This is a genomic window from Streptomyces ficellus (assembly GCF_009739905.1).
Taxonomy (GTDB): domain Bacteria; phylum Actinomycetota; class Actinomycetes; order Streptomycetales; family Streptomycetaceae; genus Streptomyces; species Streptomyces ficellus_A.
On record NZ_CP034279.1, the window covers coordinates 6,508,074 to 6,521,445 of the forward strand.

Genomic DNA, 13,372 nt, shown 5'->3' on the forward strand with positions numbered 1-13,372 from the left:
TCGAGGTGGGGAAGCACGGCGGAGAGAAGACGAGGAGCGGCGCGTGAGCACCATCGGGCAAGCAGGGCAGCAGGGACCGGACGGGCCGGCCGGACCGGCCGCGACCATCGACGTGGACCGCAGCGACGTCGCGTACCGGGACTGGCTGAAGGAGGCGGTGCGCAAGGTCCAGGCCGACGCCAACCGGTCCGCCGACACCCACCTGCTGCGCTTCCCGGTCCCCGAGCGGTGGGGTATCGACCTCTACCTCAAGGACGAGTCCACCCACCCGACCGGCAGCCTCAAGCACCGCCTGGCTCGTTCGCTGTTCCTGTACGGGCTGTGCAACGGCTGGATCCGCCCCGGCAAGCCCGTCATCGAGGCCTCCAGCGGTTCGACGGCCGTCTCCGAGGCGTACTTCGCGGGACTCATCGGTGTGCCCTTCATCGCCGTCATGCCGCGGACCACCAGCCCGGAGAAGATCCGGCTCATCGAATTCCACGGGGGGCAATGCCACTTCGTCGACGACTCCCGCAAGATGTACGAGGAGTCCGCCGCCCTCGCGCTCGCCACCGGCGGCCACTACATGGACCAGTTCACGTACGCGGAGCGGGCCACCGACTGGCGCGGCAACAACAACATCGCCGAGTCGATCTACCAGCAGCTGCGGCTGGAGCGCCATCCGGTGCCCGCCTGGATCGTCGCCACGGCGGGTACGGGCGGCACGTCCGCGACCATCGCCCGTTACGTCCACTACATGATGTACGACACCCGCGTGTGCGTCCCCGACCCCGAGAACTCCTGCTTCTTCGAGGGCTGGACCACCGGAAACGCGCACGCCGCCAGCGACTGCGGCTCGCGTATCGAGGGCATCGGCAGGCCCCGGATGGAGCCGAGCTTCGTGCCCGGCGCCATTGACCGGATGATGAAGGTTCCCGACGCGGCGAGCGTGGCCGCCGTACGCGCGCTGGAGAACGCCATCGGGCGCAAGGCGGGCGGCTCGACCGGGACCGGCCTGTGGAGCGCGCTGAAGATCGTCGCCGAGATGGTGGCGGAGGGCCGCACCGGCAGTGTGGTCACCCTGCTGTGCGACCCCGGCGACCGCTACCTCGACAAGTACTACTCCGACGCCTGGCTCGCCGAACAGGGCCTGGACATCGCTCCGTACAGCGCCGCGATCGACGAGTTCCTCGGCAGCGGGGTCTGGCCCGCCCGCTTCACGACCGGCTGACGGCTCTCCGGCGGGGCGCGCCGTCCGGCGCGTTCCTACGGGGCCGGGGACGAGGCGAGTCTGCGGTCGAGGTTGCGCATCGCGTCCCGGAACGAGCGGCCCACGCCGGGCCGGGCCAGCCGCATCACCAGCCGGAACGGCGCGACGCCCTCGGCCGCCATCGTCCACCGCACCCGGGTGCCGCCACCGGCCGTCCCTGACGTCCCTGCCGGCCCGGTCGCCCCGGCCGTTCCGGTGCTGGGCGGTGCCGGGCTCAGGAGCCACTCCTCCATCAGGGCGCGGACGCCCGGGGCGTTGGTCTCCTCCACCCGGTAGGCGTACCGCTCACCGGCGTCCGTCACCAGGATCCGTTCCTGGAAGACCACTCCGCCGCGCAGCCGTATCTCCCGGCCGGCACCACCGGCGGTCGGCCGGGCGGCGGCGATGGCGGTGAACCACGAGGGGCTGTCGGCGACTTCGTCCGCCAGTGCCCGGTACACCGCCGAAGGCGGCGCGGCCACATGCGTGTCGAAGACCAGTCGTACGGGGGCGGACTCGAGGAAGTCCAGTTGTACCGGGCGCAGTCGGCGTGCCATGGGACCGTACCTCCAGATGCGAAGGGGATGGCGGCGGGCGGTGTCCGTGAAGCCGCGTACCCGGCCCGGGACGCCCGTCCCACGGCCGGTGCGTACGACCGCGCGGTCGGCGGCACCCGCCGGATGCGGGGGTGCAGCGCGCCCCGCCCGCGGCGCGTCGGTCACGCGTCGCCGGACGGCGTCCTGCGGGCGGGAGGACGGGACTTCGTGGACACGGCCCGGGCCCCACACCATAGCTGGCGCCCCATCAGTTGTCCGCCAGGAGGCCGGACAGGGCCCGGCCGAACAGCAACCGGCCGGCGCGGGCGACCACGGCGTCGCACATCCGGGGCAGGCCGCGCACCCGCACCTCTTCCGTCCACGTCACCCGGACCGCTCCGGGCGCGGTCGGACGCACCTCGATCTCGGCCCAGCCGGTGATCACCCGGCCCCGCTTCTCCAGCCGGCACACTCCCGTACCGGCCTCCGGACGACCCGCCTCCAGGCCACCGGCCCCCGGACGACCCGCATCCGGCCCACCAGCCTCCGGACCGTCGTCCCCCGCACCACCCGCCCCCGGTGGCACGCAGTGGACGACCTCCATGGGGTCGTCGAACCCGACCGGCCCGATACCGGTGCGCATCGTGAAGCGGCTCCCCGTCCGCACCGGTCCCGCCGTCACCGCCGTGGCACGCGTCAGGGGGACCAGCGCCGCATGGGCGTGCCAGTCGGTGAGTCGCCGCCACGCCTCGGCGGCGGGCAGCGGGGCGCCGCGGACGATCCGGAACAGGGCCATGCCCCGATCGTATGCGCGCCGCGGCCCCACGCCGGGACCGCCGCGAGCGGCCGTCAGACGGTGTCGTCCTCGCCCGCGACGACGAGCCCCGGCAGGTGCTCGGCCATCTCCGCGCGCGCCTCGTCCGGCAGGCCGCCGTCCGTCACGAGGGTGTCGATCTCGTCCAGCCGCGCGAAGGAACTCAGGCCCACCGTGCCCCACTTGGTGTGGTCCGCGACGACCACCACCCGCCGCGCGGAGCGGATGAACTGCCGGTTGGTCTCCGCCTCCGCCAGGTTCGGGGTGGACACCCCGGCCTCCACCGAGATGCCGTGCACCCCGAGGAACAGCACGTCGAAGTGGAGCGAGCGGATCGCCTGGTCGGCCACCGGTCCCACCAGTGAGTCCGACGGCGTGCGCACGCCCCCCGTCAGGACCACGGTCGCCGCACCGGCGCGGGGCGCGCCGCCCGAGCCGGTGCCCTGCGCCGTGTGGAAGACGTCGGCGACGCGCACCGAATTGGTCACCACCGTCAGGTCCGGCACGTCCAGCAGGTGCTGGGCCAGCGCGTACGTCGTCGTACCGCCCGACAGGGCGATCGCGCTGCCCGGCGCCGCCATCCTGGCCGCCGCCCGCGAGATGTCCTCCTTGGCGCCCTGCTCCAGGGCCGACTTCGCCTCGAACCCGGGCTCGTGGGTGCTCGCCTCGACGAGCGGTACGGCACCGCCGTGCACCTTCTCGATGACCCCCTGCCGGGCCAGCGCGTCGAGGTCGCGGCGGACGGTCATGTCGGAGACGTTGAGCCTGCGGGTGAGCTCGTTGACCCGGACCCCGCCGCGCCGCCTCACCTCGTCCAGGATCAGGGCACGCCGCTGCTCCGCGAGGAGGTTCTGGTTGTCGCTCACCGCAGGGGCCGGTCCTTCCATGTCGTCAACACCGCTGGCCAAGGGTCATCATCCTGCCATGTGCCCGGAGGCGACAGACCGGGGAGATTACGTGAGAACCCTGCCGTCGGACGCCGCGTTCCGCGATCCTGGTCACGTCCGGTCACGACCGGTCACTCACGTGCTCCGATCCGTCCCCGGCCGCCCGTCCCCCCGTCCTGAGAGGGAGCCCGCCCGTGCCCCCTGCCACCCCGGAGCCCACCCGCCCAGGCGCCGCGCTGGAACTGCTCGTCCACGGCGTCGGCGGCACCACGCCCGAGCGCATGCTCGACGACCCCCGGACCGTGCGCGTGACCGGCGACGCGACCGCGGCGATCTACCGGCGCACCGTCGACCAGCACGCCGAGAGGGAACCGGAACGGTTCACCGACGGACGGCCGGTCCCCGAGGCGTACTGCTGGTGCAACCTCACCTCAGGCAACGGATCGCGTGCCTTATGGCTGCTGCTCCTGCCGTTCATGGTGGTCAACCTCGCCCACTGGATGCGCCCGCCCGCCGGCCGCAGGCCCGGCCCCGGTGAGGGAGCGGACACCGGGTCCGGCCCCGGGGCCGGACCCCGGTCCGGCTCCGAGTCCCGCTCCCGGTCCGGCTCCGTCCGGCTGTACGGCGTCCTGGTGCGGCTGGTCGCCCTCAGCCTGACCGTCCTGCTCACGGCCGCCGCCTGCGAGGTCGCCCTGGACCTCACGGCGTGGCAGTGCGCCGGGTCCGCCCGCTGCGCCGAGGAGCGGTCCTGGCTGGGCTTCATGGCGGCCGACCAGGGCGGCTGGTGGTCGCAGCCCGGCCGTCGGCTCGCGCTCGCCGCCGTCGTCCCCGCCGCACTGGTGGGGCTCCTGTGGTACTTGTCCAACCGCACCTGGAGCGCGTACGAGGCGCAGCGCCCGCCCCGGGGCGACATGGACGGCGACGGCACCCCCGACCGCGAGCTGCGGCCCGCGCTCGGCCGGCCCGGTTTCTGGTACGGGCGGCGACTCGTCGCCCGGCTGCGCGCGGCGCACACCGCGGCCGGCGTCCTGACCGTCGCCGCCGCGGTCGGCGGGGCGGCGGCCCGGTACGACCGGCACGCGGGCGGCACCGTCCGCGAGGCGGTCGGCTGGACCCTGGAGGCCGCCCTGGCGCTGGGCGCGGTCGTCGTGATCTGGGTGGTGTGCCGCCGGGGACGGAGCGAGAAGCGGCTCGACAACCGGCTGGACCGCGCCGTCGTGAGCTGCCTGCCCGGCGCGTCCATCGCGCTGCTCGTCGCCGCCGTGCTGTACGCCGCGTGGTCGCGCCCCGGCTGGCGTTCCACGGGCACCCTCCCCGGGGACGCCACGTTCAGCGTCATCACCCTCGCCCAAGGCGTCCTCGTCCTGGCCCTCGCCGCGGTCGCGCTGCGGATGCACCGGCGCGCACCCCACGCCCGGACCGTGCTGTACGGGCTCGGCGGCCCGGCCGTCGCGATGCTCGCCTGCGCGCTCGGCGGCGTCATGAGCGGCGGCGTCGCCCAGCGGGTCGCCGACTGGCTCGACGGCCCGGCCACCCCCGGCACCGGCGACGACCCCATCGGGCCGCCCGTGCTGCTCAGCTGGCAGGCGTCCGTCATCCCCGTCCTGCTGCTCCTGCTGCTCGTCCCGGCGGCGGTGCTCGTGGTGCGCACCGCGCTCACCGCCCGCCGCCTCGCGCCCGTCGTGGAGGCGGAGTACGAGGGCGAGCAGCCGGATGTCGTCCGTACGCGGCGGATCGCCGGCACGCGCGCGCGTGCCGCCCTCACCGACACGGCGCCCGTCATGGCCGGCATCGTGTCGGGTGCCACCCTGCTGCTCGGCGCGGGCGCCCTCGTCGGGGCGTGGGTGAGCGGAACGGTGCCCGGCAAGGCCTTCGCGGGCGGGCCCCCGTTCGTGGAGAGCGCGGCCGAGGCGGCGCAGGCCCTGGGCTCCTGGCTGATCGGCTTCGGTTTCATACTGTTCGTCACCTGGGGCCGCCGCGCCTACAAGGACGCCTCCGCCCGCCGCACCATCGGCATCCTCTGGGACGTCGGTACGTTCTGGCCGCGCGCCGCCCACCCGTTCGCCCCGCCCTGCTACGCGGAGCGGGCCGTGCCGGACCTCGCCTGGCGTATGTCGTCCTGGACCGGGCGTACGGGCGGCCGCCTGGTCATCTCCGGGCACTCGCAGGGCAGCGTGCTGGCCGCCGCGGCCGTCTGGCAGCTCCCGGCCGGCACCCGCCGCCGCGTCGCCCTCCTCACCTACGGATCGCCCCTGGAGCGGCTGTACGGGCGGTGGTTCCCCGCCTACTTCGGGCCCGGGCCCCTGGGCGCCCTGCACCGGGAGGTGCACTGCTGGCGCAACCTGTGGCGCCGCACCGACCCGATAGGCGGGCCGGTGAACCTCCCCGCCGAAGGGGGCAAGCCGGAGGTCGACCACAGGGCGCTGCGCGACCCGGTGGTCTACGGCCGCACCCACCAGCACCCGCTGCCCGAGCCGATCCTGGGCCACGGCGACTATCAGGCCGACCCGGTGTTCGCCAAGGAACGCACCGTACTGCTGGACCGGTTGCCGCCCGCCCTGCCTCTGCCCGCCCCGCGCACGGGGCTCTCCAGCGACGAGTCTCAGGGCAGTGCGGGCAGGTCCTCCGGGTAGAGGAGCGTCAGGTCGTCGGTGCTCATCTCGGTGAGCCCGGCGACCCGGCCCGCGTGCCGCTCGACCATCGACTCGAACGTGCGGCGGGCGGTGCGGCCGTTGCCGAAGGCGGGGCCCTTGGGCAGCTCCGTGAAGTACTTCAGCAGCGCCTCCGCCGTCCCCCCGGCGAGACGGTACTCGTGCTCCTCCGCCTGCTGCTCGACGATCCGCAGCAGCTCGTCCGGCACGTAGTCGCTGAAGGTGATGGTCCGTGAGAAACGGGACGCCACACCCGGGTTGACGGTCAGGAACCGCTCCATCTCGGCGGTGTAGCCGGCGACGATCACCACCACCGCGTCCCGGTGGTCCTCCATCAGCTTCACCAGCGTGTCGATCGCCTCGCGCCCGAAGTCCCGCCCCGAGTCCTCGGGGGACAGCGCGTACGCCTCGTCGATGAACAGCACACCGCCGCGCGCCCGGTCGAACGCCTCCTGGGTGCGAATGGCGGTGGAGCCGATGTGCTCGCCGACCAGGTCCACCCGGGACACCTCCACGAGGTGCCCGCGCTCCAGGACCCCCAGGGAGGCGAGGATCTCCCCGTACAGCCGGGCGACGGTCGTCTTGCCGGTGCCGGGGGAGCCGGTGAAGACCAGGTGGCGCCGGACGGACGCGGCCTTCAGCCCGGCCTCCTGGCGACGCCTGCCCACCTCGATCATGTTGGTCAGCGTGCGGACCTCCCGCTTGACGCTGTCGAGGCCCACCAGCGCGTCGAGTTCACCGAGAACGTCCTCGGAGCTGCGTACGGCCGGCTCGGCGAGCGGATCCCCCGCGGAGGCGCCCATGGCCTGGGGCGGCACCCGCGCGCCGGTCGCGGCCGGGCCGGGGGCGGGCGCCACGGCCGGCGCGACGGAGGGGGCGGAGGGTGCTCCGGAGGGGGCGACCGTGCCGAGCAGTCCGCCGACCGAGCGCGGCGCGGCCGGCACGGTCGCCCCCGCCCCGGCCGTCAGGACCGCGCTGTCGTCGCCGGTGCAGTCCTCGACGACTGGGCCCTCCTCTCCGAACTCGTATCCACCGCGTGCACACCGCTCCGTACGGCACCGTCTCAGCGTCGTACGGCAGCCGTCCATGACGTGGAAGCCGTACCCGCCGCTGCCCGAGACCCGGCAGCCGTGGAACGTGCCGCGTCCCTCCGCCGACACGTAGAACCCGGCCTCGGCGGGCGAGGTGACCGTGCACCGCTCGATCACCGGATCGGCGCCCTTGGTGACGATGACACCGGTCTGCACGGAGTCGATGGTGCACCCGTTGAGCGTGCCGCCGCTGCCGTGGTCGCGGAACCAGGCACCGGTGGACGCCTCCCGGATGCGGCAGTCGTCCAGCTGCGCGGTCGCGCCGTCGCTGACCGACACCGCCGTGTTCCGCACCTGCGACAGGTCGCTGTCCACGACGTCCGCGCGCGACCCGCGGTCGAGGACGAACAGCGCGTCCGGTACGTCGTGCACCCGGCAGGAGTCCAGGACGGCCGTGGCGCCGTCGCTGACCCAGACCGCCGGGTAGTCGCCCGTGCTGTCGTGGATCTCGCACTGGTTGGCGTCCACGCGGGTGCCCGGGTCCCACACGGACAGGCCGTTGCGGCCGAACCGCCGCACCGTCGAGCGGGTCAGCGTCAGCACCGAACGGGACCGCAGGTCGACCGCGTTCTCCGGGATGTCGTGGATGTCGCAGTCGGACAGCGTCAGCACCGCGTCCGTGTCGAGGGTGATCCCGTCGGCGGTCGTCCGGTGCACGGAGGAGTCGGTGAGGTGGGCCGCCGCCCGGGAGGCGACCTGGACGCCGCTGCCCTTGATCTCGTACACCTCGCAGCCGATCGCCTCCAGGCCGCTGCCCTCGCCCGTGACGGACAGGCCGGCGCCCGACGTGTGGTGGATCCGGCAACCCTCCAGGCGCGGGTGTGCCCCGCCGCGCACCGAGACGCCCGACTGCCCGGCCGCCACCACCTCGCACTCCTCGAACAGGCCCCCGGCGCCGTCCAGTACGCCGATCCCCACGCCCGCCGGATTGTCGACCGTGCAGCGCCGCACCGTCGGCCGCGCCGCCCCGCGCACCTCCACGCCGGCCGCCGAGCGGGTCACGATCCGCAGGTCCAGCAGCTCCGGGGTGCCGTCCTCGATCAGCAGCGCGGGCGCCGACGTGTCCTGGCCCTCCACGTGCAGGTCCTGGACGGTCGCCGAGGCGCGCACCGTCAGCGGCACCCCGTCGGCGGGCGCGATGCGCACCGAACCGACCGCGCCCTCGGTGCCCCGCAGGGTGACGGCACGCTGGAGGACCAGGTTCTCCCGGTACGTGCCGGGGGAGATGGTCAGGACGTCGCCGTCACCGGCGGCCTCCAGGGCCGCGGCGAGAGAGGGGTACTCGCCCGTGCGGCGCCGCCACCGCGACGTGCCGGTGTGCGTCACCTGGACCGTGCCCTGTGCCATGGTGCTGCTCTGCCCCCACCTCGTGCGCCGCGCGTCTTTCCGGACGATCGCACCACCGTAGCGCGCGCCGGGGGAGCGAGTTGACCGGTCGGTCCGCGTGGTGACGACGAGCGGTCAGCTGCCCGCTCCCGTCCTGCCCCAGTCCGGGCCCACCTGGGCCCACTCCCGGTCCAGATCCTCGTACCGCCGCTGTACCAGGCGCCATACGACGACCCGCCGGACGCCCTCGACGATGCCCGCCGTCAGGAACATGGTGCCGAGGCCCGCGAGCACGGCGTGGTCGCGGGCGGTCGCCGCGGTCATGGGGCGGTCCACGAGACGGCCCCGGTCGTCGGTCCAGACGCGCAGGACGTCGCCGGGGCTCACGTCGGCCCGCGTGGTGACCAGCACCCCGGTGTGGCGCGTGCCGTCGGGCCCGGTCCACCGCGCGGGCACCGGCCGGTGCGTACGGTGCTCGGCGGACGCTTCGGTGGTACGCGCGTCCCGAGCGGCGGTGCCGTTGGCGGAGCCGTCGCCGGTGTTGTCGTCGGTGCCGTCGCCCGTGCTGTCGCCCGTGCCGTCGTCGGGGAGCACCCGGGCCGTGACGGGATGGCGTTGCTCCTGCTGGAGCCGCGCCGACTCCTGGAGCGAGGTGTGGGTCACCGTGCCGGCGACGGCCCCGCCGGCCGGAGCGGCGACGCACATCAGCAGCAGGGCGGCGAACGCCACCCATGCCTCGGTGAGATCGGTGGGCCGGCGGAGGGGATTGTGCCGCCAGCGCCGGAGTCCGACGACCGCACGCACAGGCCCGCACCCCCTTTCGTATCCGTCAACACGTCTGATGGGCTGGAGGGGTTCCGGTTCGCGGGTGCCCCTGGAGGCCCGGCCCATGCGACCGTCCGGGGTGTCGCTAACGAAGGATCTCCACGGGGTCGCCGACCCGCAGGACGCCGGTGCGCTCGGGCACCAGATTCTGGCCGAAGATCATCTTGTTGCCGATAAGGCGGTGGCGGGCCAGGGTGCGCAGGGGTTCCCTGCCGCGATCCGCCGTCCGCTGGTCGGTGGTCGTCACGACGCAGCGCGCACAGGGCTTGGCGACGCGGAAGGAGACGCCGCCGATCACGACACGGGTCCAGTCGTCCTCGTCCCAGGGGGCGGTGCCCTCGACGACCACGGTGGGCCGGAAGCGGTCCATCGGCAGGGGGCCCTCGTCCGGGTGGTCGCCCTCGGCGATCAGCGCGTTGAGCGCGTCCAGCGAGGACGTGGTCGTCACGAGGAGGGGGTAGCCGTCGGCGAAGTTGACGGTCTCGCCGGGCAGCGCGTGGTCGGGGTCGATGGGGCGGCGGCGGGCGGGGTCGTCCAGGTGCACCAGCCGTACGCTCTCGCCCAGGTACGTGCCGAACCACTCGTCGGCGGCCGCACCGGCCGGTACCGCCTCGACCTTCGACCGGAAGATCTCCGTCGTCACGGTGGCCGACGGCTCCGGTACGGCCACCGGCAGCGGCTCCATGCCCGGCGCGGACACCAGGAGCCCGCCGTCCGGCGCCTGCTCGGCGAACGCCAACGCCAGCCGCGCGTGCTGGCGTTGGGTGACCACCTTCGCCGTGGTGTCGATCAGCATCCAGCGGCGGTCCCCGGCGAGCCCCCACGGCTCGACCGCCGCCTCGACGGGCGAGGACCCGCCCAGGGACTTGACCGGACGGACGTGCAGCGCGTGCAGGGCAGGAGTGGGCATGGCCTCATCCTGCCAGCACGCGTGACGTCCCCCGGACCGGCCCTGTTCCCGGAGCCGTGGCATGCGGGGGCCGGTGCGTCCGGGCGGTGCTGACCCGGTCCGTGTACCGGGTCAGTACCCCCCGCCCTGGTAGGGGCGGCTGTACGGGTCGTCGTACGGGGACGGCGCGGGCACGGGCCGGGGCGCGGCGGGGCGCATCGCCTCGTAACCGGCCGGGACCGGCCGCTGCTGCTGGGGCTGGGGACCCGGGTATCCGTAACCGGCGCGGGGCGCGGTCGGTTGCTGCGGGATGTACGGCGCGGGCATGTGCTGCAGCGGGGCGGGCTGCGGAGCCGCCTGCTGGGGATAGCCGTACGAACCACCGTTGTAGGACGGCATGGGCTGGGAGGCGGCCGCCGGCAGGGCGGGAAGGGCCGCGGGCAGCGCCGGCAGGTAGGAGTTGCCGGTGTCGTACGCGGCGGGCACTCGGATCGGAGCGATCTGAGGCGTGCCCCGTTCCGCGACGAGAGAGTCGTAGATCGGGGTGTCCGGGAACGACGGCGCGTTGTAGTACGCGCCGCCGTAGGAACGGGGGGAGGTCATGGCACATAAGTTAAGCCCACGATGTGCGGATTGGGGAGGCCGGTAAGCAGGTTGTTTTACGCGGTGTGAGTGGCGGCCGCCCGCCAATACGATCGAACCTGGGAAAAACGGTCACCGTCCGTGTAAAGGCCAGGCTGCCGGGGGGTTACCCACGGGTCGATCCGCCCTGCCGAGGAGTGTCGCCAAGGTGGCCCGTACATAAATCCCCGGCGGCGCAACGAGGATGGGCTTCTGCATGTCCATGCTTAAATTGATCATTGTTCCGGCGCATCCGCGAGGTCTTCACATCACGTCGGCATGGAATTGGTGAGGTGACTCCGCGTGCCGGAAGAATTGCGCTGCGGCGCGGGCGGCCGGTCATTTCCGTCGCCGCCTTTCCCGCTCCCCGGCCTGACGGCCCGTCACCTCTCCGGGGCGACCTCGGGCCGCGGGTAGGTGCGGCCCTTCCAGGCGGCCCCCCGGCCCCGGTGGTGCATGACCGCCGAATCGACCGTCATGCAGAGGTACAGGGACGCCGTGAACGGCAACAGCGGCGCCTGCCAGAGCGACAGCCGGTAGTAGCGGAGCATCGGGACGTACGTCGCCGTCATCGTCGCCCACGCCACCGCGCCCAGCAGCCCCGCCGCCGCGTCACCCGCGAACAGGCCCGCGCACACCGCGGCGGGCGGCGCCAGATACACCACGCCGAGCCCCACCACCGTCCCCGCCAGCAGGACCGGGTTGTGCCACAGCTGGGCGTACGCGCTGCGCGCCACCATCCGCCACAGGTCCGCCAGCCCCGGATAGGGGCGGACGCTGTCCACCCGCTCGGCGAGTCCCAGCCAGATCCGGCCCCCGGTCCGCTGCACCACCCCCGCCAGCGACACGTCGTCGATCACCGCCTGCCGGATCGACTCCGGCACACGCGCCCGGGCGGCCAGCTCCGTGCGCAGCAGCACACAGCCGCCGGCGGCGGCCGCCGTCCGCGCGCCCGGCTCGTTGACGCGGCGGAACGGATACAGCTTCGCGAAGAAGTAGACGAAGGCCGGGACGATCAGCCGCTCCCACGGAGTGACCGTCCGCAGCCGCGCCATCTGCGAGACCAGGTCCAGGCCGTTCGCGGTGGCCGCAGCGACCAGCTCCCGCAGACTGTCCGGCTCGTGCGCGATGTCCGCGTCCGTCAGCAGCAGGTACTCGGGGCCGCCCGCGCACGCCGTCCCCCTGGACTCCTCGGCCGCTCCACGCGCGCGTGCCCGGGCGATCCCGTGCCGCAGGGCCCACAGCTTCCCGGTCCAGCCCGGCTCGGGCGGGCCCGGCGACACCACCGTCAGGGGCGGCCCCCCGTACCGCACCGCCAGGGCGCGCGCCACGTCCCCCGTACCGTCCTCACTGCCGTCGTCCACCAGGACGATCTCCAGCGGGCCCGGATAGTCCTGCGCCAGCAGGGAGGGCAGGCTCAGCGGCAGCACCTCCGCCTCGTCCCTGGCCGGCACCACCACGGCGACCGACGGCCACCGGTCGGGGTCCGCGCGGCGCGGCAGACGTTGATCCGTACGCCAGAAGAACCCCTGCCCCAGCAGCAGCCACCCCCAGGCGGCCACCGACCCCAGGGCGATCCACGCAATGGTGCTCATTCGTCGCAGTCTGCCCCACAACGACGGGACCGCAAGGGGTGTCGGCTAGGGTGACCGGGTGAAGATCGCGCTCATGGACTCCGGAATCGGCCTCCTCGCGGCGGCCGCCGCGGTGCGTCGGCTGCGGCCGGACGCGGCTCTCGTCCTCTCCTCCGACCCCGACGGCATGCCCTGGGGTCCCCGGACGACCGACGACCTCACCACCAGGGCCCTCGCCGTGGCCCGCGCGGCCGCCGCGCACCGGCCCGACGCGCTGATCGTGGCCTGCAACACGGCCTCCGTCCACACCCTGCCGGCCCTCCGCGCCGAGCTGGAGCCGGCGATCCCGGTGATCGGCACCGTACCGGCGATCAAGCCGGCCGCGGCCGGCGGCGGGCCCGTCGCGATCTGGGCCACGCCCCTGACCACCGGCAGCCCCTACCAGCGCGGGCTCATCCAGGACTTCGCCGGCGCGGTCGACGTCACCGAAGTGCCCTGCCCGGGACTGGCCGACGCGGTCCAGTACGCCGACGAGGAGGCCATCGACCGGGCCATCGCCGCGGCCGCCGCGCTCACGCCCAAAGATGTAAGGGCCGTTGTCCTGGGCTGCACCCATTACGAACTGGTCGCCGAACGCATCCGGGCCGCCGTACAGCCCGCCGGGTCGCCGGAGGTGGTGCTGCACGGCTCGGCCGACGCGGTCGCCGCGCAGGCGCTCCGCCGCATCGGCGCCCTCCCCGCCCCGGACGCGCCCACGGCCACCGACCTCACGGTGCTCCTCAGCGGCCGTGACGCCCTCCTCCCCGAGGCGGCCCTGACGTACGCCGAGGGCCGGCTCCTGCGCGCGGCCGCCCCCACGCGCTGAGCCACGGCCCGCCCCGCCCGGGCGGCTCGTCCGGGTGGCCCCCGTGCACGGGCCGTCGTTGCGGA

The 13,372-nt window shown here is 74.2% G+C and carries 11 protein-coding genes; 3 read left to right on the top strand and 8 right to left on the bottom strand.

The features are described 5' to 3' along the window. The first annotated feature begins 52 nt into the window (after positions 1-52). On the top strand, positions 53-1,210 hold the full coding sequence (locus EIZ62_RS29260; protein ID WP_156696652.1) for a PLP-dependent cysteine synthase family protein: 1,158 nt from the start codon (positions 53-55) through the stop codon (positions 1,208-1,210). Positions 1,211-1,245: 35 nt separating this feature from the next. On the opposite strand, the gene EIZ62_RS29265 is transcribed toward EIZ62_RS29260, so the two are convergent. From EIZ62_RS29265 to EIZ62_RS29275, 3 genes are all read right to left on the bottom strand, one after another. Then, positions 1,246-1,785, bottom strand: a complete 540-nt coding sequence (locus tag EIZ62_RS29265; RefSeq protein ID WP_156695673.1) for an SRPBCC family protein — start codon at positions 1,783-1,785, stop codon at positions 1,246-1,248. A 247-nt stretch (positions 1,786-2,032) separates the two neighbouring features. Next, positions 2,033-2,560 (bottom strand): SRPBCC family protein, encoded by a 528-nt coding sequence (locus EIZ62_RS29270; protein WP_156695674.1) that lies wholly within the window; start codon positions 2,558-2,560, stop codon positions 2,033-2,035. Positions 2,561-2,613: 53 nt separating this feature from the next. Then, on the bottom strand, positions 2,614-3,444 hold the full coding sequence (locus EIZ62_RS29275) for a DeoR/GlpR family DNA-binding transcription regulator (RefSeq protein ID WP_156695675.1): 831 nt from the start codon (positions 3,442-3,444) through the stop codon (positions 2,614-2,616). A 215-nt stretch (positions 3,445-3,659) separates the two neighbouring features. Here EIZ62_RS29275 and EIZ62_RS29280 point away from each other — a divergent pair, with 215 nt between their 5' ends. Beyond that, the gene (locus tag EIZ62_RS29280) at positions 3,660-6,098 is read left to right on the top strand and encodes a hypothetical protein (protein ID WP_156695676.1); all 2,439 of its coding nucleotides are present in this window, start codon (positions 3,660-3,662) and stop codon (positions 6,096-6,098) included. On the opposite strand, the gene EIZ62_RS29285 is transcribed toward EIZ62_RS29280, so the two are convergent. The 5 genes from EIZ62_RS29285 to EIZ62_RS29305 all read right to left on the bottom strand — a co-directional run bounded on the left by EIZ62_RS29285 (position 6,068) and on the right by EIZ62_RS29305 (position 12,463). Continuing rightward, complete coding sequence (locus EIZ62_RS29285; protein ID WP_156695677.1) at positions 6,068-8,554, bottom strand: right-handed parallel beta-helix repeat-containing protein; 2,487 nt, start codon at positions 8,552-8,554, stop codon at positions 6,068-6,070. The genes EIZ62_RS29280 and EIZ62_RS29285 overlap by 31 nt on opposite strands. Positions 8,555-8,668: 114 nt before the next feature. After that, a complete protein-coding gene (locus EIZ62_RS29290; RefSeq protein ID WP_156695678.1) occupies positions 8,669-9,337 on the bottom strand; it encodes an Rv1733c family protein in 669 nt (222 codons plus the stop codon). 106 nt (positions 9,338-9,443) lie between these two features. Further along, on the bottom strand, positions 9,444-10,268 hold the full coding sequence (locus tag EIZ62_RS29295) for an MOSC domain-containing protein (protein ID WP_156695679.1): 825 nt from the start codon (positions 10,266-10,268) through the stop codon (positions 9,444-9,446). Positions 10,269-10,379: 111 nt separating this feature from the next. Beyond that, positions 10,380-10,850, bottom strand: coding sequence for a DUF6643 family protein (locus tag EIZ62_RS29300; protein ID WP_156695680.1), 471 nt, complete (start codon positions 10,848-10,850; stop codon positions 10,380-10,382). Positions 10,851-11,251: 401 nt separating this feature from the next. Continuing rightward, positions 11,252-12,463 (bottom strand): glycosyltransferase, encoded by a 1,212-nt coding sequence (locus EIZ62_RS29305; protein WP_156695681.1) that lies wholly within the window; start codon positions 12,461-12,463, stop codon positions 11,252-11,254. A 58-nt stretch (positions 12,464-12,521) separates the two neighbouring features. Between EIZ62_RS29305 and EIZ62_RS29310 the strand changes: the two genes are divergently transcribed. Continuing rightward, positions 12,522-13,307, top strand: coding sequence for a glutamate racemase (locus EIZ62_RS29310; protein WP_156695682.1), 786 nt, complete (start codon positions 12,522-12,524; stop codon positions 13,305-13,307). The last annotated feature ends 65 nt before the right edge of the window (positions 13,308-13,372 follow it).